This window comes from Bacillus cereus group sp. BfR-BA-01382 (assembly GCF_022663475.1).
GTDB classification, from domain to species: domain Bacteria; phylum Bacillota; class Bacilli; order Bacillales; family Bacillaceae_G; genus Bacillus_A; species Bacillus_A thuringiensis_S.
Genome location: NZ_JAKUFQ010000003.1, coordinates 1 through 22,264, shown reverse-complemented (window position 1 = coordinate 22,264; position 22,264 = coordinate 1). Strand labels below are relative to the sequence as shown.

Genomic DNA, 22,264 nt, shown 5'->3' with positions numbered 1-22,264 from the left:
ATGAAAGTTTATATTTTACCAAATCGCATCACGTTAGTCGGAAAAGCATGGCAAATTCGCCATAAGCTAAAACAATATAGCAAAGAGTATACAACTGTACAAGAGTGGATTACAGCAAATAAAATGAAACATTAATCCGTTAAGCTCACATTAATTATGCTTTTACGGGCAGTTAATGCAAAGCGAAAAGGAAACGTTTGTCAACCTCTTTTCCCTCTCGTACAATAAAGGTAAGGAGGTTGACCTATGAAAAAACGTCAATTAGGAAACTCAGATTTATTTGTTACAGAAATGGGCCTTGGCTGTATGTCTCTCGGTACATCTGAAACAGAGGCTATGCGTATTGTCGATGAAGCAATCGATTTAGGAATTAATTTTTTTGATACAGCAGATTTATATGATTACGGATTAAATGAAGAATTTGTTGGAAAAGCCTTGAAGGGGAAACGAGACAAAATTGTTCTTACAACGAAGGTTGGAAATCGTTGGACAGAAGAAAAAAACGGCTGGTCTTGGGACCCTTCTAAAGCTTACATAAAGGCTGAAGTAAAAGAAAGTTTACGTAGACTTCAAACTGATTATATTGACCTTTACCAACTTCATGGCGGGACGATTGAAGATCCAATAGATGAAACAATTGAAGCTTTTGAAGAATTGAAAAAAGAAGGTATTATCCGCCATTACGGTATTTCTTCTATACGTCCAAATGTAATCCGTGAATATGCAAAACGCTCAAACATCGTTAGTGTACTAATGGAATATAGCCTTTTAAATCGTCGTCCAGAAGAATGGTTCCCGCTTCTGAATGAATACCAAATTAGCATCATTGCTCGCGGACCACTTGCAAAAGGAATTTTAACTGATAACAATGCAAGAAAAATAGAAAGAGTAAAGGAAAAGGATTACCTCTCTTATTCTTACGATGAATTACATACAACTCTAGCGAGTGTAAAAGAAACGATTGGAGAAAGCTCTTTAACAGGAACAGCTATTCAATATTGCTTACATAATAAGACTGTTGCAGCTGTTATACCTGGCGCAAGCTCTCTTCAACAATTGCAGGAAAATATACGAGCTAGCCAACAGTTACCTTTAACTAAAGAAGAATATGTACAACTTCAAAAAATTGTTAAATATGACACATATGCTTTGCATCGTTAAAAATATCGAATTACCGATAAACAGAAGACTGTCTCCTTTATTAGGAGACAGTCTTTTTTATAACGTATCATATTTATCAGGATTTGTGCCTACATGTAAATCGCGATTCAACGTGTTAATTTGATTTATCTCTTCTTCAGTTAGTGAGAAATCAAAAATAGTAAAGTTTTCTTTAATACGAGATGGTGTAACAGATTTAGGAATTGTAACAATCCCGCTTTGAATATCCCATCTTAATATAACTTGCGCAGGTGTTTTTTCATATTTGTTAGCAATAGCCTGAATGATTGGATGCTGAAATACTTCTCCGCCCCTCATTAACGGACTCCACGCTTCCATTTGGATTTGCTCACCTTGACAATGATTACGCAATTCAAATTGCGTTAACATCGGATGAAGTTCTACTTGGTTCACCATCGGCTTCACTTTGCAATTTGGTAATAACAATTCTAAATGATGTTTATGAAAATTAGAAACACCAATCGCACGCACTTTACCTTCTTCATATAATTTTTCTAACGCTCGGTACGTATCCACATACTTCCCTCTTACTGGCCAATGTATTAAATATAAATCTACATAGTCCATTTGTAATTTCTTTAAGCTTTTTTCAAACGCCTCGAGTGTCTCCTCGTATCCTTGATCGTCATTCCAAACTTTTGTTGTAATAAATAGGTCTTCTCTTGGAATTCCTGATTCACGAATCGCTTCTCCGACACCGCTTTCATTTTCATACACAGTTGCTGTATCAATCGAACGGTATCCAACTTCTAACGCTGTTTTTACTGCTTGTTTTACTTCGTCGCCTTCTTTTGCTTTATAAACGCCTAGACCAATCATCGGCATTTTCACGCCATTATGAAGTGTAGTTGTTGGAATATACACAGTCGTCTCCCTTTCATTGTTACATTTTTTTATAAGCCACAACTTTATTTCAACAAGATTCATCCCAAAAGTCAAAACATACGTACAGTTTACATAACACTTTTATATAGCTAAAAAATAACGTGAACTCATTTATTCACGTTATTTTCTCTCCATTCTTTCGCTTTTTCATCCACATTGCGCACAAACTCATTTTTCCCTTCCGTATATAACGTGCCATCATATGTATACTTTTCGGCCAATTCTTTCTTTAAGGTTGCATATGCCTCTGCTTCTTCACAATGAGCCATCATATAATCACGAAATGCTAAATGCCTTACTATCTCTGGATTTCCTTTTTCAAACACGTGTAAATGATACAAACGTTTTTCTTCCGTTCCATGGATAAAAAATCGGCGTCCTGAAATACCATTTTCCCCTTTTACGATGTAACCAAGCTCTATAAATCGTTCATTCCACCTATCTACCCTTTCAATACTTTCTACTTCCATGATCATATCAATAATAGGTTTAGCTGCCAGTCCTGGCACTGACGTACTTCCAATATGATGAATTTTCACCGTTTCTGGCATCGCTGTTTTTAATCTTTCAGCCTCCATTTGAAATTTTTCAATCCAATGATTTTCATGCGGAACAACTACAATTTTCCTCATAATAACTCCCCTTTTCTTACAAGCTCGTCAAAAAATGATCAGTGAATTTCACTGATCATTTTTTTATTATTTAAAGTCTTTCCAAGTAAGGTTACTTTCACTTAGCAGTTCTTCAAATGATTTATTCTTTTCACGTTCTTTTTGTTCTTTGCGCTTTCTTTCCAGTTCAGCTGCCTCTTTTTCCTCTTCTCTCACTTGCAACTCTTTCTTCTTACTCTTTAATTGTTGCATGAGTGAATCATTTAATTGATCGCCTAATGTAAGTGTTTCTTTCTTTGGTGGATTCACTTGCGATTGTCTTTGCATTTGTCTTTGTTTCTTTTTCTTCATGCTACTCACCTTTTACTTTTTTCTCCATTATAGTAGATACACGATGCAATCGACAATAAAAAAGGGTCTTTACTCTATTATCCACTTTTTGTAAATATGTTAATTTTTCGAAAAGACTAAATTTTTATGTAGCTATAATCCTATGAATCTATTAAAATTATGTCGTATGATGTCAGATTATAAAAAAGGAGAAATGAACTATGTGGAAAAAAATTATTCCTGCCGTTGCTGTTTTAAGCACTATTACTTTTTCAAGCGTATTTGCCGCTCCCCCATCTCAGAATCCAGCTGAACAAAACCGCTACATAGACGTACAAATGCTTGGTATTAATGATTTCCATGGACAACTAGATACTGTTAAAAAAATTAATAATAAAGAAGCTGGTGGCGCTGATTACTTAGCTACTTATTTAAAAGAACGTAAAAAACAAAACCCTAATACACTTCTCGTACATGCTGGTGATATCGTCGGAGCTAGTCCACCAGTTTCAGCATTATTACAGGATGAACCGACGATTGAATTTTTAAATGATTTAAAATTTGATGTTGGTACAATCGGAAACCATGAATTTGATGAAGGCATTGATGAAATGAAACGCCTCATTTACGGTGGATATCATGAAAAAACAGGGAATTTCAAAGGGGCTAACTTCCCCTATGTAGCTGCTAACTTCTATAACAAATCAACTGGCCGCTTATTTTTACCACCATTTACTGTAAAAATGGTAGATGGTGTTCCTGTAGGATTCATTGGTGTTGTTACAACTGATACACCAAATGTCGTTATGCCTACGATGCTTAAAAATGTACAAATTACTGATGAAGTAGAAGCAATTAATAAATCAACACAACAATTAAAACGCCTCGGCGTTAAATCTATCGTCGTTCTTGCTCATGTCGGTGGAACAACCGATGAGTCTGGGGTAACAAATGGCGACCTTACTCGAATTGCAAATGAAACAGACCCAGAAGTTGATGTTATTTTCGGTGGACATAGTCATACGTATGTAAATGGTACAGTAAATAATAAGCTAATTGTCCAAGCAAATTCTTACGGCACGGCTTTCTCAGACGTGGATGTAACAATTGATCGTAAAACAAAGGATATTATAAAGAAAAAAGCTGAAGTTGTTACAACGTATCATGAAGGTGTAGAACCTGATAAACAAGTAAAGAAAAAACTAGATCAATATAAAGAAAAAATCGCACCACTTGTAAATGAAGTGGTCGGAAAATCTACAGCATCTATCGACCGTAAACAAAATGATGCTGGTGAGTCCACTCTTGGAAATTTAGTTGCCGATGCTCAGCGTCAAACGATGCAAACTCAAATCGCCCTCATGAATCCTGGTGGCATTCGTAATGACTTAGATGCTGGTGATATTACGTGGGGTGAGTTATACGGCATTCAACCTTTTGGAAATCAATTGATTAAAGTAGATTTAACAGGTCAAGACATTCGCGATATTTTAAATCAGCAATGGCAAAAAGGAACAACAAGAATGCTTCAAATTTCAGGTATTCAATATGCGTGGGATGCAAATAAACCAAACGGTGAAAAAGTTACAAATATACGTTTAACAAACGGAGAAGAATTATCTCCATCTAAAACGTATAGCGTAGTTGCAAATGCTTTCTTAGCTTCTGGCGGTGACGGATTCATATCATTTAAAAATGGTAAAAATGCAGAAACTGGTCCAAACGACTTTGAAGCGTTAGTCGATTACGTAAAACAATTAAAAGAACCAATTCAGCCAGTTATTGATGGAAGAATCCAAAAAGTAAATTAAGTGTTTCTCTAATAAGAAATTTCATTTTTCACGCCATAAAAGATTTGCACTAATCCTGTATTTATACGTAATATGCATCATAAAAAGGATACTCGTTCTTCCAATGAACATAGTATCCTTTTCTTTAGTTATCAAAATGTGATGTTTTGTTAAATTCATATTGCTGTAAAAATTGTTGCAACGCCTCTTCTACAATTTTAGATTTTTGAATTCCTTTCGATTCTGATATAAGGTCCAATCTTGCTAATATTTCTGTATTAATAGAAAAGGTGCGTCTCTTTTTCTCTGTACTTTTACTCATAATTGGTGCAATTACTTCTTCTCTTCTTCTTAATAATTCATAAATACTTTGTAATTGCTCATAAATTAATAATTGATAATCTGTTTTCTCATATTGAAGGGCGGTCGCTTCTTGGAGTTGTAAGTGACGTGGTTCTTCTCCATCTCCTACAAAAATACGTTTCTTCTGCTCTCCATCATATTCGTATCCAATCAATCTTAATTTCTTCGATAATGTATACGGGCTTATTTCAAGACGTTTTGCTATAATAGCGATGGATTCACGCCTATTTAAACCATCTATAATTTCTCCAATCGTCACAATTTCCCTCCTCCCGTGTTGAAATGACACTAGTATGGTATGTTACAATGATTTTCTAACAGTATATGCAAAATGAATAGCCTGTGCGATTCATACGATTTCACAAAAGGAGGTTTTCAATATGCTTTTGCGTAGCTATACCCCTCAGTTCTATACTGAAAACAAACAACTCATTCCTAATAGTATCGCTACGATAGAAAGCGTTATGATTAATAATCGAAAACAAACTCTCCTTATGCGTGGGCAAAACGTAGAGCAGCCTATTTTATTATGCTGCCATGGTGGACCCGGCATGGCACAAATCGGATTTATTCGTCATTTTCAAAAAGAATTAGAGAAGCACTTTATTGTTATTAATTGGGATCAGCGCGGGGCGGGTAAATCTTTTTCAATGAAAGATTTCGGAGCAAATTTTACAATCGAACAATTCGTTTCCGATGCAAAAGAAGTGATTCAATATGCACTTAAAAGGTTCAACAAACAAAAACTATTTCTCGCTGGTCATTCTTGGGGAAGTATTATTGGGCTTAACATAGCACATCAATATCCAAAGTATATCGAGGCTTACATCGGTATTGGGCAAATTGTACATATGAAACAAAATGAAGAATTGCTATATCAACATTTAATTAGTTCTGCAAAAAAACATGATCATAAAAAAGCATTAGCTTCCCTTTTAAAATTAGGAAAACCACCATTTTTAGATATGAGACGTCTTATTATTCAAAGAAAGTGGCTTGGCACATTCGGAGGAGCAATCCAAAACGGATCTTCCTTTTCTTTCATACGAAAAGGTTTCTTTTCTCCTGAATATACGCTATTAGATTGGTTCAAGTTTCTCGCAGGAAATTTAAAATCTGGCGTTTTATGGGAAGAAATGCTGACAATCGATTTCTTTTCTTCTATCTCAAGTTTATCTATTCCAGTTTATTTTTGTTCTGGTCGCTATGATTATCAAACTCCTTATGCACTCGTTCAGGAATATTGCGATATTATTGAAGCGCCTATAAAAAAAATGATTTGGTTCCCAAATTCAGCACATTCTCCTGATCTAGAAGAACCAGAATTATTCGCCAATTCTTTGCAATCAATTAAACAAGAGCTAGCTTTTCAGCATTAGTAACAAAAGGCTCTTTTACATTTCATAGAAAACATTTTATAATAATATGTCGCAAGTATGTATAAACATAGCAAAATGTTTCATATTTACTTGTCTTAACAGAATAAAAATTTAGGGAGATTACATTTATTATGAACGCTGTACTCGTCGCAGTAGCAATTATGCTATTGCTTAGTTTGTTACGTGTCCAGGTCATTGTCGCCATCATTGTTGGAGCTTTAACAGGCGGAATTATCGGCGGACTCGGTATTTCAGAAACGATTAACACTTTTACAACTGGTCTTGGAAACAGTGCTCCAATCGCTTTAAGTTATGCAATGCTTGGTGGTTTCGCTATTTCCCTTTCCAAAACAGGACTTCCAGATGCTATGATTCAAACTGCATTAAAATGGATTGGCAATGAACAAGACACGAAAAAACAAGTTTATTCTAAAATACTTATTTTATTCATTATTTTAACGATGGCTTGTTTCTCACAAAATGTGATTCCTGTTCACATTGCTTTCATCCCCATCTTAATTCCAGCACTTTTAAAAGTATTAAATGAGCTGAAAGTGGATCGAAGACTTGTCACGTGTATTATTACATTTGGATTAATTACTCCTTATATGTGGATCCCTGCAGGGTTCGGAAAAATTTATCATGACGTATTGCAAACCAACGCTGCGCAAAGCGGTCTTACATTTGATGTCACACTTATTCCAAAAGCAATGACTATTCCAGCACTCGGTATGATTATTGGATTATGTGTAGCGGTATTCATTACGTACCGAAAACCTCGTACGTATGAAACAGAACAAATTCATACTACCGAAAATGAGATCGTTCCCTATACAAAACGTAGCATTACTTTCGGGTTATTATCTATCATTGCTACATTAACTGTTCAATTAACAACAGAATCAATGATTTTCGGTGCTTTAGCAGGTATTATCGTCTTATCAGTAAGTGGTAGTCTACCACTTAAAGAAGCAGATGCGATATTAACAAGCGGAATGCGTATGATGTCCTTTATTGGCTTTGTTATGATTGCTGCCGCTGGATTCGGCGCTGTTCTTCGAAAAACAGGACATGTTGAATCTCTGGTGCAAACGAGTGCACATATAATCGGAAATAACAAACCACTCGCTGCATTTCTTATGCTTGTTATTGGACTTCTCGTTACGATGGGAATTGGTTCATCCTTTTCAACCATCCCTATCTTAACAACAATTTTTGTACCTCTGTGCATTCAGCTTGGATTTAGTCCGATGGCTACAATTGCAATTATTGGTACAGCCGGAGCGCTAGGTGACGCAGGATCTCCAGCATCAGATAGTACCCTCGGACCAACATCCGGTTTAAATGCTGATGGTCAGCACCATCATATATGGGATACATGTGTACCCACTTTTCTACATTACAATATACCGTTACTTATATTTGGCTTTATTGCCGCAATTACATTATAAAAAGGTGCGTATAAAACGCACCTTTTACTTTTTTATTTTTCCTTTTAATTGTTGAAAAGCTACTTTTCCGTTATCTTTGACATAGCTTTCAATTGCCGGTAGTGATGAACCTATCCATTCACACTCTATGCTCCCATTCGGTCCAACAATTTTTAATTTATCTGGTACATGTATATTTACAAATCTTGCTGACCGAATTAACTCAATAGCAATCTGATCACTTGAGGTTACAATTCCATCTATATACGGATTGTTTCGCAATAATGTAATAAACTGTTTATTTGTATACCCTTGTACACATTCTTCTCGATAAGAGATTCCTTCATCCCAAACAGTATCTAAAAAACCTGCTATATGATCTTCCATTTCTTCACTTTCTTCTCCCTCACCGAAATATGCAAGAAAGTGACACCCTTTCTCTTTTAATAAAGAAACAGCCCTCTGTCCACTTTCATAATAATTTCCATGTGATTGTTGCTCATCAATCACAACAAACGGAAATGGAATTTCTCCTATACTTTTAAAAACGGATTTTGTTAAAATAACACCTGCAACGTTATTCTCCTTCAACATATATATGTATCTATCTTTATTCTCTATATTACAAACAATGATTTGATATCCTTCTTTATATGCTATTTCCTCAATACAATGTAGCAAAGTGATGTTTGATGGGTCATATAGATTATCTACAAGTAATGCAATTATCGTTGAATTCTCTTTAAATAGTGGCTTCGCTGCACTGTTTGGCCTATAACGTAATTCTTCAATTGCTTCCTTTACTTGTTTTACTGTGTCCTCATGAACATATCCTTTTTCATTAATAACTCGTGAAACGGTTGCGACTGAAACACCTGCCAATTTTGCAACATCACGTATAGTTGCCACATCGTCACCCCTTAATATGGTAATAGATTACAATTTTACGGTAACCTAAATTACACTATCCGTCAAGATTAATAACTCATATTTCTGAAAATTGTTACATCATTTCACTAAACGATACTCCAACTGAATTTCATGTAAAATTGGGATATTATCATATCCAATACGTGGAATTTCTTTCTTTATTTTTCGTGCCTCCTCTACCGCATTCACATATAAATTAGTCATTACAAAATTACGTTTTTGGTAAAATCGTAACGCATTCATATTATCATTTGTTGTAATAAGACAAACCTGCCTGCACCGTTCTTCTTCTGCAACTTGCAATACACAATCCACAAGCTTCTTCCCTATTCCTTTTCTTTCTTCAATACTATCTAACGATATAATTTCACACATATTTCCAGTCACTTCATACGTTATAATTCCGATTATTCTGTCATTAGAAAACGCAACAAATCCTGGCAACTCTTCTAATTGATGCCCCTTACCACGTGAAACCATCAATGAACTTCCCCAGTTCTCACACATAAACATTCGAATTGTTTCTTTCATCGTTGGCGTAATTTTTTGTATATGCACCATTTCCTATTTCTCCCCTTTTATATCATTGTGATACAATATAAGTGTATCACATGTAACGGTATTTGGAGGGTGAGGTAAAGTATGAAACGTTTTTTTGCAGCATTGTTTACTGTACTAGGTGCGATAACAGCCCTTGGGATTTTCTTTACAAATAAAGTGATGTATTTAAAGAAAAAAACAGAGGAAGAAGTACTCGAAAGAGAAACGAAAAAACATTTTCGTATAGAAGATTTTGATGCTCTTCATAAAGAAGAAATTCATATTCCTTCACAATTCGGATATGATCTTCACGGCTATTACATTCCTGCTGGTCATTCCAATAAGTTTATGATTTTTTGTCACGGCGTAACTGTAAATAAAATGAACTCTGTAAAATATGCAAGGTTATTTTTAAACAGAGGGTATAATGTCGTTATTTATGATCATCGTCGTCATGGTAAAACTGGCGGAAAAACAACAAGCTATGGATACTATGAAAAACATGATTTAAAATCTGTAGTTGACTGGCTAAAAAGTCGCTTTGGAACAAATATAACACTCGGTATTCATGGTGAATCTATGGGAGCTGCAACACTTCTTCAATACGCAGGACTTGTAGAAGATGGTGCTGATTTCTATATTGCAGATTGTCCTTTCTCTGATTTTCACGGACAATTACAGCACCGTTTAAAGGTTGAATTCCATTTACCAAAATGGCCTTTATTACCTTTAGCAAATGCTTTTTTAAAAGTGCGTGACGGTTATACGATTCGCGAAGTTTCACCAATTGATTGTATAAAAAATATTAACAATCCCGTCCTCTTTATTCATAGTAAAGATGATGATTATATTTTAGCTGATATGACGAAATCACTATATGAAGCAAAAGAAAACAATAAACAACTTTATATTGCAGAACGTGGTGCACACGCTTGCTCTTATAACGAAAATAAAGAAGAGTACGAAGCAGCCATCGATCAATTTTTAAACACATATGTGAAAGAAACAAAAAACAGGCTTGCATAAGCCTGTTTTTTTATTGCGCTAAAACGTCTGTAACTTGTTCCATATTTTCAGAAATCCATTGCATTGCATCATCTAACGTTGGGAATTCTGTCGTTTGAAATGTTACTTCATCTTGAAGTAACCAAACATCCTTTGCCTCTTGCCCTACACCTGCAATGGACCAATGTAACAAACTATATGGATGATTATCATTCAAAAATGATGCCCACGTGCGCTCATTTGCAATGTTTCGTAATGTATGTAATTGTTTATCCATCTCTCGTCACCTTACTCTAGTCAGTTATGAAAACTATTATAACACTCTCTTCTTTCTCAAACAAAGTGCTCTTTTTATATTGTCAAGCACTTCCCTTGATTATATGATGAAATTAAGCGTTTGGGAAGGAGGGATAACGTTGGCAAAAGTACAAATTAAAGTAAATGATAATGGCTCTTTTCGCGTTACAGGGGACGTGGAATTAGTCGACTCACAAGGGAATGTATTCCCAGCAAAACCGGCATTTTCTTTATGCCGTTGTGGTTTATCAAAAAATATGCCTTATTGCGACGCTTCGCATAAAGGTAAATTCGAGTCTGTTGTTAGAGCACCAGAGGCAGAATAATTTTACATGTGACATGCACATTTTTTTGTGCATGTTTTTTCTTTTTAGCAACTCCGTTATATCCCTTCTCCTTACAACACTTCTAATACTTTTATTTCCATTCCAGCCCACATATATTTTCACACAATTCTTCACATTCGAATATTTTTTACTAGCCTTTTATTTTTTTTGTGCTATAATTTGAGCAAACAGCATCCTTCGGGGTCGGGTGAAATTCCCAACCGGCGGTGATGAAGTGAAAACTTCTAAGTCCGTGACCCGTTTTCAACTCGAAAACGGTGGATCTAGTGAAACTCTAGGGCCGACAGTATAGTCTGGATGGGAGAAGGATATGTTTCTAGTTTTTTATATAGTGAATACACTTTTATTTCAGTATGCATATTTTTAAAGATTCATTTTGATTCTTTATATATGTTTAATTTTCTATACTTATTTTTTATACTGAAATAAAAAGAGACAACTAGCGTTTAAAAATTCGATATTTTGCTAGGTTTTTTCCTTATGCAGAAATATCAATTATCGTTAGGTTTCTTTCCTATGCTTTCGTATTCAAACTATATTTCTAGAAATCACGTCTCCCAAACCCCAAGGATATTAAATCCTTGGGGTTTTTTGATTTTTTTAGGAGAGGTGAAGAAAATGACAGATCAAGAATATATGAGGATTGCCCTGCAGTTAGCAGAAGGAACATCAGGACAAACAAGTCCAAATCCTATGGTTGGTGCTGTTGTTGTAAAAGATGGAAACATCGTTGGTATGGGGGCTCATTTACGAGCTGGTGAAGAACACGCAGAAGTTCATGCCCTTCAAATGGCTAGTCAGAACGCCAAAGACGCTACCGTTTATGTAACACTGGAACCGTGTAGCCACTTTGGAAAAACACCACCTTGTTGTGAATTGCTCATCGAAAAAGGAGTTAAGCGTGTGGTAATTGCTACTCTCGATTGTAATCCGCTCGTTTCTGGTAACGGAAAAAGAAGATTAGAGGAAGCTAGAATTGAAGTAACTACCGGTGTTCTTGAAGCAGAAGCAGTTTTATTAAATCGCTACTTTTTTCACTACATGAAAACGAAACGCCCTTTTGTAACAATCAAAACAGCGATGAGCTTAGATGGAAAAATAGCAACTGTAACTGGTGAAAGTAAGTGGATTACAGGTGAAGAAGCACGTGCTGATGTTCACCAATATCGCCATACACATGATGCAATTCTTGTTGGAGTGAATACAGTTATAGCTGATAATCCTCATTTAACAACAAGAATTCCAAATGGTGGGAAACATCCTATTCGCGTTGTTTTAGATACCCATTTACGAACGCCACCATCTTCTCATGTTATAACAGATGGTTTAGCACCGACATGGATTATTGTCGGTAAGGATGTAAAGAAAGAGAAGATATCTTCTTATAATTCTAAAAATATAGCTATATTCCAAATGGAAACGAAGCATATAGAAATCGAGGACCTTCTTTCCTTTCTTGGAGAGAAACAAATTCTTTCTCTATTCGTTGAAGGTGGCCAATCAATTCATGCAAGTTTCTTAAAAACAAACAATTTCAATGAAATTGTAACCTATATAAGCCCGAAATTAATTGGTGGAAAAGATGCTCCTACTTTATTTGGAGGAAATGGTTTTTCAAAATTACAAGATGCGCTTTCCTTGAAAATTCAAGAGATGAAACAAATTGGTGATGATATAAAAATCGTTGCGAATGCCCGAAACGAGGTGACGGAATGTTTACAGGAATTGTAGAAGAATTAGGAACGATAGCAAACATGCAACAAAGCGGAGAAGCGATGAAATTAACGATTCATGCAAAGAAAATTTTATCAGATGTTCACTTAGGTGATAGTATCGCAGTTAACGGTATTTGCTTAACTGTAACAAACTTTACAACTACTTCATTTACAGTTGATGCAATGCCTGAAACGATGCAGTCGACATCGCTTCGCATGCTTAAACCCCACTCTAAAGTAAATTTAGAGCGGGCAATGTCTGCAAATGGAAGATTCGGTGGACATTTCGTTTCAGGACACATTGATGGCATCGGAACGATTTTAACTAAAAAACAACATTACAATGCCGTCTATTATAAAATAGCAATTTCTGATGAATTGCTACACTATTGTTTGCATAAAGGGTCCATTGCTGTTGATGGAACGAGTTTAACGATATTTGATATAGACGAAGCTTCCATAACGATTTCACTCATCCCGCACACAGTAAGCGAATCTGTCATTGGAGAAAAAAATGCCGGAGATATCGTAAATATTGAGTGTGACATGATTGGTAAATATATCGAACGCTTTATTACTAAACCTGCAAAACGAGTAGGTTCAATGACCGAAAGTTTTTTACAAGAAAACGGATTTCTATAAGGGGGAAGCACAATGTTTCATCGTATTGAAGAAGCTCTAGAAGATTTAAAACAAGGTAAAGTCGTTATCGTATGTGATGATGAAAACCGAGAAAATGAAGGCGACTTTATTGCTTTAGCAGAGTACATTACACCGGAAACAATTAATTTTATGATTACACATGGTCGTGGTCTCGTTTGTGTACCGATTACGGAAGGATACGCAGAACGTCTACAATTAGAACCAATGGTATCTCATAATACAGATTCACATCATACTGCGTTTACAGTGAGCATTGACCATGTTTCTACAACAACAGGGATTAGCGCTCACGAACGTGCAACTACGATACAAGAATTGTTAAATCCCGCATCAAAAGGCACTGATTTCAATCGACCTGGACATATCTTTCCATTAATTGCGAAAGAAGGCGGTGTCCTGCGTCGTGCAGGTCATACAGAAGCTGCTGTTGATTTAGCAAAGCTATGCGGTGCCGAACCAGCTGGAGTTATTTGCGAGATTATAAATGAGGACGGCACGATGGCACGTGTACCTGATTTAATAGAATGCGCAAAACAATTTGATATAAAAATGATTACAATAGAAGATTTAATTGCTTACCGCCGCCATCATGAAACACTTGTGACGAGAGAGGTGGAAATTACATTACCTACAGATTTCGGTACTTTCCACGCAATTGGCTATTCTAACTCATTAGATACGAAAGAACATATCGCACTTGTAAAAGGTGATATTTCAATAGGTGAACCGGTACTTGTGCGTGTTCATTCTGAATGCTTAACAGGAGATGTATTCGGTTCACATCGCTGCGATTGCGGACCACAACTCCATGCAGCACTTGCTCAAATTGAGCGTGAAGGAAAAGGTGTTCTTCTTTATATGAGACAAGAAGGAAGAGGCATTGGGCTTCTTAATAAGCTTCGTGCTTATAAATTACAAGAAGAAGGATTCGATACTGTAGAAGCAAATGAAAAACTCGGCTTCCCTGCTGATCTTCGTGATTACGGTATCGGTGCACAAATATTAAAAGATTTAGGTTTACAAAGTTTACGATTATTAACGAATAACCCAAGAAAAATTGCTGGCTTACAAGGTTACGATTTAGAAGTAGTCGAGCGTGTACCGTTGCAAATGCCAGCAAAAGAAGAGAATAAATCGTATTTACAAACGAAAGTAAACAAATTAGGACACTTACTAAACTTATAATTAAAGGAGAGATTTATTATGGTATTCGAAGGTCATTTGGTTGGTACAGGATTAAAAGTTGGAGTTGTTGTTGGACGTTTTAATGAATTTATTACAAGTAAGTTACTTGGCGGCGCTTTAGACGGATTAAAGCGTCACGGTGTAGAAGAAAATGATATTGATGTTGCTTGGGTTCCTGGTGCATTTGAAATTCCTTTAATCGCTAAAAAGATGGCTAGTAGCGGAAAGTATGATGCTGTTATTACATTAGGTACTGTAATCCGAGGTGCTACAACTCACTACGATTACGTTTGTAATGAAGTAGCAAAAGGTGTTGCGTCTTTATCACTACAAATGGACATCCCAGTTATTTTCGGCGTATTAACGACAGAAACAATTGAACAAGCGATTGAACGCGCAGGTACGAAAGCTGGTAATAAAGGATATGAATCAGCTGTTGCTGCAATTGAAATGGCTCACTTATCAAAACAATGGGCATAAAAAAAGAGGCTGCGGCCTCTTTTTATTTTTTCACCTTTTTTTGTACATCTTTTATTAATTCATTCATCGTTTTTCCTTCTGTTTTTATATGAAGAGCTTGTGCTGTTCTCCATACATTCTCTCTTTTTTTCGCTTCTTCTATAATAGTAATTTCTTTTCTAACTTCCTTTAAATCTTTTCCTTCCGTTTTCAATCCAAAATGTTCAGCTTTCGTTCGAAAGTGTTGTTCGATTCTTTGTTGCATCTCTTTTTGTTCAGGATTTTCAGCAGCCTTAACTGGATCAGAACTTATTGCTTTTATTAAAATTAAACAAGTCATAATCGCTAATATGTATTTGTACATGTAAAATCCTCCAACCCAATATAAATTACATATTTACTATGTACAACTAGGGCTTGGAAAATTCGTCCACAAAAATTCTTTTTTTCGCTCAAAAACCAATAATACCAAGCGTTCACAACTATTTATTACATTTTATTTACAAAAAAAGCAAACCCTTTTACAAGTTTGCTTTTTCATCTATCTTATAATGCACATTCTTCAATCTCAAATCCTAAATCTGCAATCATACCCCAGTCCGCAGTCGGCTCTTGTCCAGCTGTCGTTAAGTAGTCCCCGACAAAAATAGAATTTGCTGCAAATAAACCGATTGGCTGTACAGAACGTAAATTGATTTCACGTCCTCCTGAAATACGAATTTCTTTTGTTGGGTTTACAAAACGCATCATTGCCAGTACTTTTAAACATTCTACTGGCGTTAACTCTTTTTGCCCTTCAAGAGGTGTCCCCTTTACAGCAACAAGGAAATTACAAGGGATAGAATCTGCATCTATACGTTGTAATTCAAATGCAATTTCAGCACGCTCTTCAATTGTTTCTCCCATGCCAAAAATCGCTCCAGAGCATGGTGAAATACCAGCTTGTTTCGCTTTTTGAACTGTATCAACACGATCATCATACGTATGCGTTGAACAAATACTATCGTAATTATTTGCATGTGTATTTAAGTTGTGGTTATAACGATGCACGCCTGCTTCCGCTAAACGTCCTGCTTGATCTTCATTTAAGAAACCTAAACAACAACAAATCTTCAAGTCTGTCGTTTCACGAATTTCCTTAACTGCTCCAATTACGTGATTTACCTCTTTATCCGTCGGACGACGACCAGACGCTACAATACAATATGTACCTGCTTTACGGCGTATTGCTTCATGTGCCCCTTCTACAATTTTCTCCTGCGTTAACCATGCATATTTATCAATTGGTGCTTCTGAAATAATAGACTGTGAGCAATATCCACAATCTTCAGGACATAATCCAGATTTCGTATTAATAATCATATTCAATTTTACTTTCTTACCAAAGTGATGATGGCGAATAATGTAAGCTGCATTCATAATTTCTAAAACTTCTGTATCATCAGCTTCTAATATCGCTATTGCATCTTCTTTCGTAATCATCTTTTCTTCCACTACGTCGTATGCAAGTTTTTTCCAATCCCTTTTTGTTTGTACTTGTTTCATTTCATCTCTTCCCCTCTTTTGTTATATGCATAAATAAAGCATGATACGTTGCCATTATCCCTTCATTTCCCGTGAAGTCTCTTTCGTATATGCGCAGCATCGCACGAAAGAGTGAGGGACTTTGACAATATGATCCTTCATTGCTATTAGTTGCTCCTACTTTTCGAATAGAATGCAGAAACTCCTTAACTTCTGTAAAACTCTCTATGTAACATGTTTCAGAAACATGCACATCCCCTGTTTCTATCTTACATATATGAAGCAACTGATCTTTTGAATAAAAACGTTGACCAATCGATGTTTCATTTTTTATATTTCTTTCTTCTTTCGCACGTTGGAACGAAGCATGCAATTCTTGAAATGTTTCATGTCCAAACGTTGAAAAGAGTAATATGCCATCTATAGACAAATGTTGAAATAAATTTCTTAACACTTGTTGTAAATTATTTAACCATTGAAATGTAGCATTTGAAATAATGACATCATATGATTCTTCTAATCGTAATCGCTCAATATCTTCACAGTGAAACGTTACATTTTTTACATTTTGTCTAGTTTGCGCAATCGCAATCATACTTTCAGCAAAATCAACTGCTGTAATATGTGCTTTCGGAAATAACTTTGATAATTGTTCTGTTACATACCCCGTCCCGCATCCCAGTTCTAAAATACGTATTGATGCCGTTTCACTATATCGTTCCTTTAAGATTGAAAGTAATGAATGTGCCATCTTTTTTTGTACATTTGCATATCGATCGTAAGATACGGCTGCCCCATTAAACCGTTTTTGTAGTAACGTTTTGTTGATCATGTCGTATCCCCTCTACAAATTGAATTATCTCATTTGCACAATATTCAAAATTCGTTACACATAATGCATGCCCTGCTTCACTTACTACTTTCAGCTCGCTGCTGCTATTCTCCGTCATACTACGTGCCGCAGACAATGGGCATATTACATCCTGTTCTCCGTGAATAAGTAGTATAGGTACTTTAATTTCTTTTAGTTCTTCTCTCATATCTGTTTCTATTAAATAATCTAAACCTAGTTGTAAAGACTGAATAGAATCACCTTTAAAACGGTCTACAATGTCTTCAAAGTTTTTATTCTCTTTTAGCTCATCTTTCGTAAACATATTTTCATAAAACCGCTTGAGCGTATCTTCTTTCCTTCTCGCCAAATTTCTTTTCAGCCGTTCTACATGCAAAGCATTCCATCCGTTACTGTAATCGCTCGTACTTGTAAATTTAGCAGTACCACCAATTAATACGATGCCTTTTGCCTTAATCTTTTTATAAGCTTCAACTGCTGCTAACGCTCCTAGTGACCATCCAACTAAAATTACGTTGTCATTATGCGCTACATCTATAATTCGTTCCGCAAATTCACTTCGTTCTTTCACATTACGCCAATCTATGCATTGAACAGGATATCCTTTAAAATACGGAATTACTAAATCCCAAATATTCTCTTCCATTCCCCATCCGGGAATAAAAATAATCTTTAGCTCGTTCATACGAAAATCTCCTCTTCTTTCGCAATGTGAATAATTCGATCAATAGCCCATTTTAAATCAGCTATTGTATGTTGCGATGTAACTGCAAAGCGAATTCGAGAACTATGAACCGGCACAGTTGGCGGACGAATTGCAATAGCCGCAATCCCTGCCTCTTGCAACCTTTTACTAAACCGTAAAGCATGTTCATTTGAACCGACTACAATCGGTACAATATGAGTTGAACTATTCCCAATATCAAAACCAGCATCCCTTAATTTAGTTCTGAAGTATTCTCCATTTGCTATAAGGTTCTCTCTTCTTTCGTTATCTTCTTTTACAATTTCAATTGCTTTTTGCACCGCTCCTAACGTACTTGGTGGTAAAGCTGTAGTAAAAATAAAGCTTCTCATCATATTTTGTAAATACTCTATATAAATTTCATCACCTGTCAAATACGCACCATAACACCCTAAAGCCTTGCTAAACGTCCCCATATGTATATCAATTTTTTGAGAAAGATTTTTTTCTATGTGAGATAATCCAGCTCCGCCGATTCCATATATTCCACTCGCATGTGCTTCATCGACTATAATGATTGCTCCGTATTTCTCTTTCAGTTGTACTAAATCTCTCAAATACGCAGTATCACCATCCATACTAAAAACGGTATCTGTTACGATTAATTTCCTCTTTTCAGGCGAAGCCATTTTCAAAAGCTTCTCTAAATGATCCAAATCATTATGACGATACCTTTTATGCTCTGCCCCGCTTAATATGATTCCATCAACAATACTTGCGTGATTTAACTTATCACTAAAAACAATATCGTGCCGAGAGGCTAAAGAAGATATGGCACCTATATTTGCCGTATACCCACTATTTACAATTAAAGCTCTTTCAGTACCTTTCCAGTCACATATGCTTCTCTCAACCTCTTCATATAATGGATGATTTCCTACAACGAGACGAGAGGCAGTCGCTCCAGTTCCATATCTTTTTGTACAGGCAATAGCAGCTTCTTTTAACCTTTCATCTCCAGCTAACCCTAAATAATTATTTGACGCTAAATTTAACATCCTTTTTTTATCTCGAATAAGCCAAGTCTCTTCTGCCTGCTCTGTTACATATAAATTTCGATACTGCCCTTGCTTATGTAATTGTTGTAATTTAGATTGAAGGTGCGCCCGCCACGTTTGATTCATTTTGGATAAACTCCTCTAATTTTGAAATCATAATATATTCTTTTGCAGATTCCAATACTTCTTCTTTCGTAAACTCACCTTCAAAGAATGGTAATAATCCTAAAACTGGTACCCCGCTCAACTCTTCAATCATCTCTTTATTTTCTTGCACTCTTTCCATTTCACATTCTTTGCAACCTGATAAAATGACACCCGCTACGGTTAAGCCATGCGCCTTTGCGTAAGCAATCGTTAACACTGTATGATTTACTGTTCCTAATGTAGGACGAGCTACTACAATAAGAGGCAACTGTAATTCTTTTGCAAAATCAATTACTAAAGCATCTTCTGTATATGGGACAGCAAGCCCACCTGCTCCTTCTACAAATAAGCTATTAAACTCTTTTAATAGTTCATTATAGTAATCAGTAATTTCTTTTAACTTTACTACTCTTCCAGCTCTTTTCATGGCAAGTCTCGGAGCAAGTGGTTCTTCAATAGAATAAGGGCAAATTTCATTTTCTTGTGTCGGTACACCTGATAATACTTTTAACCTTGCCGCATCTCCCTCAGGGTTTGATGCAACATGCCCACTTTGCAACGGTTTATATACCCCTACGTTATATCCTAATTCTCTAAATACACCTGCTATAGCACCTGCAACTACTGTTTTTCCAACTTCAGTATCAGTTGCTGTTATGAAAAAACCACTCATTATTCTCCCTCCGTAACATCCGAGATTGCCTTATATAAGATGCGTAACATATCATCAATCTCTTCAAAAGTAGAAGCAAGTGGCGGCATAAATACAATCGTGTTACCTAGCGGTCGTAAAATCATACCTAGCTCTCTTGAGCGTTTACATACTTGAACACCGACTCTTTCTGTCCAGTCAAAAGCTTCTTTCGTTTCCTTATTCTTCACAAGCTCGATACCAACCATTAATCCGCACTGACGAATATCACCTACATGTTTATACGCAAAGAGCTTTTCTAATTGCGCTGCCACATAATCCGTTTTACGTGCCACTTCTTCTATTAAATTTGTTTTTTCATATAGTTCTAGATTCGCGATTGCTACGGCACACCCTAACGGATTGCCTGTATAGCTATGTCCATGGAAAAATGTTTTTTGTTCTTCATATTCTCCTAAGAAGGCATTATATATTTCATCTGTCGTTACGGTAACTGCAATTGGTAAATATCCACCTGTTAAACCTTTACCAGCAGTTAAAATGTCTGGCGTCACATTTTCATGTTCACACGCAAACATTTTCCCTGTACGCCCAAATCCAGTCGCTACCTCATCTGTAATAAATAATACATTGTACTTTGTACATAAATCGCGCAGTCCTTTTAAATATCCTTTTGGCATTGTAATCATTCCACCAGCACCTTGCATTAATGGCTCTACAATGATGGCAGCTACTTCTTCATGCTTTTCTTTCAACAATTCTTCCATTTCTGCTAAATGGCTTTTTACAATTTCCTCCTTATTATTTCCGTAAGGAGAACGATATGTATATGGATACGGCATTTTAATCGCATCAAATAAGAGCGAACTATACACTTGGTGAAACAAGTCTATTGCCCCTACTGAAACAGCTCCAATTGTATCACCGTGATATGCTTCTTTTAATGTAACGAATCTTTGTTTCTTTGGTTTCCCTTTATGCTGCCAATATTGGAAAGCCATCTTAATTGCAATTTCAACAGCGGTAGAACCTGAATCAGAATAGAATACCTTCTTCAATCCATCTGGTACAACCTCAATAATTTTTTCTGCTAATAAAATAGATGGAACGTTAGCAAGTCCTAACATAGTAGAATGAGCAATTTTATTTAATTGCTCACGAATTGCTTCATCTAATTCCGGTACTTGATGTCCGTGAACATTTAACCATATAGATGAAACACCATCCCAATATTCATTACCATTTACATCGTATAGCTTTCTTCCCTCTCCACGTTCAATAATGACAGGATCTTCTTCTAAATAATCTTTCATTTGTGTAAATGGGTGCCATACGTAAGCTTTATTTTTCTCTGCTAATTCTTCATATGTATAAGATGATTTTTCAATCGTTCTACTATTTATTGTCACAACTGTCACTCCTAATGTTAACTTGTTTATAAATATAGTTAACATTAAATCCGAATGACTGTCAATTATTTTAAAATCAAATAGTTCTTAAAAAAGAACAACTTATCATACGATAAGTTGTTCTACTTTCCATGCTGTATCTTTCCAATTTCTAAAATAATTTCTTCATCTTTTTTTCCCTCTGTATCAATTCCAAGTTGTTTAGCGTGCTCAATTAATAAATCATGACGCTTCTCAAACCTAGCGGTATTTACTTCTTTCGTAACCTCTTCTTTTGTTTTCCCCTCAGTAGAAACTCCTAGTTTCTCTGCTGCTTTTTCCATTGATTTCTTCTCTTCTATTTCTTTTACTTTCTTCACTTCTGACTGTTGTATTTGTTTTTGTTTCAACTGCTCTGATTCAGCCGCAAAAGCTGTGTAAATTCCAGCACTTCCGCCAACGACTAGTAAGGTGGTAAAAAGAATTATTTTTTTCTTCACTCTTTCCTCCCCTTTCAAATTCATTATAACGTACAAAATTAGAGCTTTAAAACAATTCTCCTTTATTTCCCTAAAAAAACATTTAATATTTTTATTGACATGTAAGATGAAAATGTGATAAAAATTTAACTAACATCATATGAATCGGCGATGATAGGATTTAGTAGTATTTCGATTTCTGATTTCAGAGAGCTGGTGGTCGGTGCGAACCAGTACAGAGCGAATTATGAATTACCCCCTGGAGCTTCTTTTACGAAACGTGAGGAGTAGTGAAAGACGGTTATAGACCGTTATGTCTAAAGAGTGGTGAAACGACACTGTTTCACAATTTAGGGTGGTACCGCGA

Annotated in this window: 26 protein-coding genes, 1 riboswitch and 1 other annotated feature; of the genes, 11 read left to right on the top strand and 15 right to left on the bottom strand. The window is 35.9% G+C overall.

The window, feature by feature from the left end:
* A complete protein-coding gene (gene mciZ, locus MR160_RS02080) occupies positions 1 to 135 on the top strand; it encodes a Z-ring formation inhibitor MciZ (RefSeq protein ID WP_000870291.1) in 135 nt (44 codons plus the stop codon).
* A 111-nt stretch (positions 136 to 246) separates the two neighbouring features.
* Entirely contained in the window at positions 247 to 1,161 is a 915-nt protein-coding gene (locus MR160_RS02075; RefSeq protein ID WP_000747233.1) for an aldo/keto reductase, read from the top strand.
* A gap of 57 nt (positions 1,162 to 1,218) precedes the next feature.
* Here MR160_RS02075 and MR160_RS02070 read toward each other — a convergent pair whose 3' ends face one another.
* The 3 genes from MR160_RS02070 to MR160_RS02060 all read right to left on the bottom strand — a co-directional run bounded on the left by MR160_RS02070 (position 1,219) and on the right by MR160_RS02060 (position 3,029).
* Positions 1,219 to 2,046, bottom strand: a complete 828-nt coding sequence (locus tag MR160_RS02070) for an aldo/keto reductase (RefSeq protein WP_000275862.1) — start codon at positions 2,044 to 2,046, stop codon at positions 1,219 to 1,221.
* 128 nt (positions 2,047 to 2,174) lie between these two features.
* Positions 2,175 to 2,699, bottom strand: a complete 525-nt coding sequence (locus tag MR160_RS02065) for a GrpB family protein (protein WP_001227177.1) — start codon at positions 2,697 to 2,699, stop codon at positions 2,175 to 2,177.
* Between the two features lie 66 nt (positions 2,700 to 2,765).
* Complete coding sequence (locus MR160_RS02060; RefSeq protein ID WP_000727553.1) at positions 2,766 to 3,029, bottom strand: YqkE family protein; 264 nt, start codon at positions 3,027 to 3,029, stop codon at positions 2,766 to 2,768.
* Between the two features lie 200 nt (positions 3,030 to 3,229).
* Here MR160_RS02060 and MR160_RS02055 point away from each other — a divergent pair, with 200 nt between their 5' ends.
* Positions 3,230 to 4,819, top strand: coding sequence for a bifunctional metallophosphatase/5'-nucleotidase (locus MR160_RS02055; protein ID WP_000265545.1), 1,590 nt, complete (start codon positions 3,230 to 3,232; stop codon positions 4,817 to 4,819).
* A gap of 124 nt (positions 4,820 to 4,943) precedes the next feature.
* Here MR160_RS02055 and MR160_RS02050 read toward each other — a convergent pair whose 3' ends face one another.
* The gene (locus MR160_RS02050) at positions 4,944 to 5,420 is read right to left on the bottom strand and encodes a ribbon-helix-helix domain-containing protein (RefSeq protein ID WP_000151934.1); all 477 of its coding nucleotides are present in this window, start codon (positions 5,418 to 5,420) and stop codon (positions 4,944 to 4,946) included.
* A gap of 121 nt (positions 5,421 to 5,541) precedes the next feature.
* Here MR160_RS02050 and MR160_RS02045 point away from each other — a divergent pair, with 121 nt between their 5' ends.
* Both MR160_RS02045 and MR160_RS02040 read left to right on the top strand, forming a co-directional pair.
* Positions 5,542 to 6,540, top strand: a complete 999-nt coding sequence (locus MR160_RS02045; protein WP_000926820.1) for an alpha/beta fold hydrolase — start codon at positions 5,542 to 5,544, stop codon at positions 6,538 to 6,540.
* Positions 6,541 to 6,671: 131 nt separating this feature from the next.
* Positions 6,672 to 7,991 (top strand): Na+/H+ antiporter family protein, encoded by a 1,320-nt coding sequence (locus MR160_RS02040; RefSeq protein WP_000994811.1) that lies wholly within the window; start codon positions 6,672 to 6,674, stop codon positions 7,989 to 7,991.
* A gap of 24 nt (positions 7,992 to 8,015) precedes the next feature.
* Here the strand turns inward: MR160_RS02040 and MR160_RS02035 are convergent, their stop codons facing one another.
* Positions 8,016 to 8,879 carry a LacI family DNA-binding transcriptional regulator gene (locus MR160_RS02035; RefSeq protein WP_000201358.1) on the bottom strand — a complete coding sequence of 288 codons (864 nt, stop codon included), beginning with the start codon at positions 8,877 to 8,879 and terminating at the stop codon, positions 8,016 to 8,018.
* Positions 8,880 to 8,978: 99 nt separating this feature from the next.
* The gene (locus MR160_RS02030) at positions 8,979 to 9,461 is read right to left on the bottom strand and encodes a GNAT family N-acetyltransferase (RefSeq protein ID WP_000233419.1); all 483 of its coding nucleotides are present in this window, start codon (positions 9,459 to 9,461) and stop codon (positions 8,979 to 8,981) included.
* 81 nt (positions 9,462 to 9,542) lie between these two features.
* On the opposite strand from MR160_RS02030, the gene MR160_RS02025 reads away from it, so the two are divergent.
* On the top strand, positions 9,543 to 10,466 hold the full coding sequence (locus MR160_RS02025; protein ID WP_000819241.1) for an alpha/beta hydrolase: 924 nt from the start codon (positions 9,543 to 9,545) through the stop codon (positions 10,464 to 10,466).
* Positions 10,467 to 10,476: 10 nt separating this feature from the next.
* On the opposite strand, the gene MR160_RS02020 is transcribed toward MR160_RS02025, so the two are convergent.
* On the bottom strand, positions 10,477 to 10,722 hold the full coding sequence (locus MR160_RS02020; protein WP_000360793.1) for a DUF2552 family protein: 246 nt from the start codon (positions 10,720 to 10,722) through the stop codon (positions 10,477 to 10,479).
* A 139-nt stretch (positions 10,723 to 10,861) separates the two neighbouring features.
* On the opposite strand from MR160_RS02020, the gene MR160_RS02015 reads away from it, so the two are divergent.
* From MR160_RS02015 to ribH, 5 genes are all read left to right on the top strand, one after another.
* Positions 10,862 to 11,068 carry a CDGSH iron-sulfur domain-containing protein gene (locus MR160_RS02015; protein ID WP_001151582.1) on the top strand — a complete coding sequence of 69 codons (207 nt, stop codon included), beginning with the start codon at positions 10,862 to 10,864 and terminating at the stop codon, positions 11,066 to 11,068.
* Positions 11,069 to 11,258: 190 nt separating this feature from the next.
* Positions 11,259 to 11,402, top strand: a riboswitch (FMN riboswitch).
* 305 nt (positions 11,403 to 11,707) lie between these two features.
* Positions 11,708 to 12,820 carry a bifunctional diaminohydroxyphosphoribosylaminopyrimidine deaminase/5-amino-6-(5-phosphoribosylamino)uracil reductase RibD gene (gene ribD / locus MR160_RS02010; RefSeq protein ID WP_000131995.1) on the top strand — a complete coding sequence of 371 codons (1,113 nt, stop codon included), beginning with the start codon at positions 11,708 to 11,710 and terminating at the stop codon, positions 12,818 to 12,820.
* Positions 12,802 to 13,446 carry a riboflavin synthase gene (gene ribE / locus MR160_RS02005; RefSeq protein ID WP_000493902.1) on the top strand — a complete coding sequence of 215 codons (645 nt, stop codon included), beginning with the start codon at positions 12,802 to 12,804 and terminating at the stop codon, positions 13,444 to 13,446. The genes ribD and ribE overlap by 19 nt, the downstream gene beginning before the upstream one ends.
* 12 nt (positions 13,447 to 13,458) lie before the next feature.
* A complete protein-coding gene (gene ribBA, locus MR160_RS02000) occupies positions 13,459 to 14,652 on the top strand; it encodes a bifunctional 3,4-dihydroxy-2-butanone 4-phosphate synthase/GTP cyclohydrolase II (RefSeq protein WP_000469006.1) in 1,194 nt (397 codons plus the stop codon).
* A gap of 18 nt (positions 14,653 to 14,670) precedes the next feature.
* Entirely contained in the window at positions 14,671 to 15,132 is a 462-nt protein-coding gene (gene ribH, locus MR160_RS01995) for a 6,7-dimethyl-8-ribityllumazine synthase (RefSeq protein ID WP_000230895.1), read from the top strand.
* A gap of 22 nt (positions 15,133 to 15,154) precedes the next feature.
* On the opposite strand, the gene MR160_RS01990 is transcribed toward ribH, so the two are convergent.
* From MR160_RS01990 to MR160_RS01955, 8 genes are all read right to left on the bottom strand, one after another.
* Positions 15,155 to 15,475 carry a hypothetical protein gene (locus MR160_RS01990; protein ID WP_000280032.1) on the bottom strand — a complete coding sequence of 107 codons (321 nt, stop codon included), beginning with the start codon at positions 15,473 to 15,475 and terminating at the stop codon, positions 15,155 to 15,157.
* Positions 15,476 to 15,657: 182 nt separating this feature from the next.
* On the bottom strand, positions 15,658 to 16,656 hold the full coding sequence (bioB, locus tag MR160_RS01985) for a biotin synthase (protein ID WP_000815856.1): 999 nt from the start codon (positions 16,654 to 16,656) through the stop codon (positions 15,658 to 15,660).
* 1 nt (position 16,657) lies between these two features.
* Positions 16,658 to 17,467 carry a malonyl-ACP O-methyltransferase BioC gene (gene bioC, locus MR160_RS01980; RefSeq protein WP_000608912.1) on the bottom strand — a complete coding sequence of 270 codons (810 nt, stop codon included), beginning with the start codon at positions 17,465 to 17,467 and terminating at the stop codon, positions 16,658 to 16,660.
* The gene (locus MR160_RS01975) at positions 17,433 to 18,173 is read right to left on the bottom strand and encodes an alpha/beta fold hydrolase (RefSeq protein WP_001004158.1); all 741 of its coding nucleotides are present in this window, start codon (positions 18,171 to 18,173) and stop codon (positions 17,433 to 17,435) included. Before MR160_RS01975 ends, bioC begins: the two co-directional genes overlap by 35 nt.
* The gene (bioF, locus tag MR160_RS01970) at positions 18,170 to 19,357 is read right to left on the bottom strand and encodes an 8-amino-7-oxononanoate synthase (protein ID WP_001077300.1); all 1,188 of its coding nucleotides are present in this window, start codon (positions 19,355 to 19,357) and stop codon (positions 18,170 to 18,172) included. The genes MR160_RS01975 and bioF overlap by 4 nt, the downstream gene beginning before the upstream one ends.
* A complete protein-coding gene (bioD, locus tag MR160_RS01965) occupies positions 19,323 to 20,051 on the bottom strand; it encodes a dethiobiotin synthase (protein WP_000012478.1) in 729 nt (242 codons plus the stop codon). Before bioD ends, bioF begins: the two co-directional genes overlap by 35 nt.
* Positions 20,051 to 21,484 (bottom strand): adenosylmethionine--8-amino-7-oxononanoate transaminase, encoded by a 1,434-nt coding sequence (gene bioA, locus MR160_RS01960; protein ID WP_003255568.1) that lies wholly within the window; start codon positions 21,482 to 21,484, stop codon positions 20,051 to 20,053. Before bioA ends, bioD begins: the two co-directional genes overlap by 1 nt.
* Before the next feature lie 77 nt (positions 21,485 to 21,561).
* Positions 21,562 to 21,918 (bottom strand): hypothetical protein, encoded by a 357-nt coding sequence (locus MR160_RS01955; protein WP_000726908.1) that lies wholly within the window; start codon positions 21,916 to 21,918, stop codon positions 21,562 to 21,564.
* 141 nt (positions 21,919 to 22,059) lie between these two features.
* Positions 22,060 to 22,264, top strand: a binding site (T-box leader). This feature is flagged as partial in the annotation.

What these genes read in the sequence shown, in the direction of transcription:
- mciZ (WP_000870291.1), top strand. Translation starts at nt 1, where the DNA reads ATGAAAGTTTATATTTTACCAAATCGCATCACGTTAGTCGGAAAAGCA.
- MR160_RS02075 (WP_000747233.1), top strand. Translation starts at nt 247, where the DNA reads ATGAAAAAACGTCAATTAGGAAACTCAGATTTATTTGTTACAGAAATG.
- MR160_RS02065 (WP_001227177.1), bottom strand. Translation starts at nt 2,699, where the DNA reads ATGAGGAAAATTGTAGTTGTTCCGCATGAAAATCATTGGATTGAAAAA.
- MR160_RS02060 (WP_000727553.1), bottom strand. Translation starts at nt 3,029, where the DNA reads ATGAAGAAAAAGAAACAAAGACAAATGCAAAGACAATCGCAAGTGAAT.
- MR160_RS02055 (WP_000265545.1), top strand. Translation starts at nt 3,230, where the DNA reads ATGTGGAAAAAAATTATTCCTGCCGTTGCTGTTTTAAGCACTATTACT.
- MR160_RS02045 (WP_000926820.1), top strand. Translation starts at nt 5,542, where the DNA reads ATGCTTTTGCGTAGCTATACCCCTCAGTTCTATACTGAAAACAAACAA.
- MR160_RS02040 (WP_000994811.1), top strand. Translation starts at nt 6,672, where the DNA reads ATGAACGCTGTACTCGTCGCAGTAGCAATTATGCTATTGCTTAGTTTG.
- MR160_RS02030 (WP_000233419.1), bottom strand. Translation starts at nt 9,461, where the DNA reads ATGGTGCATATACAAAAAATTACGCCAACGATGAAAGAAACAATTCGA.
- MR160_RS02025 (WP_000819241.1), top strand. Translation starts at nt 9,543, where the DNA reads ATGAAACGTTTTTTTGCAGCATTGTTTACTGTACTAGGTGCGATAACA.
- MR160_RS02020 (WP_000360793.1), bottom strand. Translation starts at nt 10,722, where the DNA reads ATGGATAAACAATTACATACATTACGAAACATTGCAAATGAGCGCACG.
- ribD (WP_000131995.1), top strand. Translation starts at nt 11,708, where the DNA reads ATGACAGATCAAGAATATATGAGGATTGCCCTGCAGTTAGCAGAAGGA.
- ribE (WP_000493902.1), top strand. Translation starts at nt 12,802, where the DNA reads ATGTTTACAGGAATTGTAGAAGAATTAGGAACGATAGCAAACATGCAA.
- ribBA (WP_000469006.1), top strand. Translation starts at nt 13,459, where the DNA reads ATGTTTCATCGTATTGAAGAAGCTCTAGAAGATTTAAAACAAGGTAAA.
- ribH (WP_000230895.1), top strand. Translation starts at nt 14,671, where the DNA reads ATGGTATTCGAAGGTCATTTGGTTGGTACAGGATTAAAAGTTGGAGTT.
- MR160_RS01990 (WP_000280032.1), bottom strand. Translation starts at nt 15,475, where the DNA reads ATGTACAAATACATATTAGCGATTATGACTTGTTTAATTTTAATAAAA.
- bioB (WP_000815856.1), bottom strand. Translation starts at nt 16,656, where the DNA reads ATGAAACAAGTACAAACAAAAAGGGATTGGAAAAAACTTGCATACGAC.
- bioC (WP_000608912.1), bottom strand. Translation starts at nt 17,467, where the DNA reads ATGATCAACAAAACGTTACTACAAAAACGGTTTAATGGGGCAGCCGTA.
- MR160_RS01975 (WP_001004158.1), bottom strand. Translation starts at nt 18,173, where the DNA reads ATGAACGAGCTAAAGATTATTTTTATTCCCGGATGGGGAATGGAAGAG.
- bioF (WP_001077300.1), bottom strand. Translation starts at nt 19,357, where the DNA reads ATGAATCAAACGTGGCGGGCGCACCTTCAATCTAAATTACAACAATTA.
- bioD (WP_000012478.1), bottom strand. Translation starts at nt 20,051, where the DNA reads ATGAGTGGTTTTTTCATAACAGCAACTGATACTGAAGTTGGAAAAACA.
- bioA (WP_003255568.1), bottom strand. Translation starts at nt 21,484, where the DNA reads ATGTTAACTATATTTATAAACAAGTTAACATTAGGAGTGACAGTTGTG.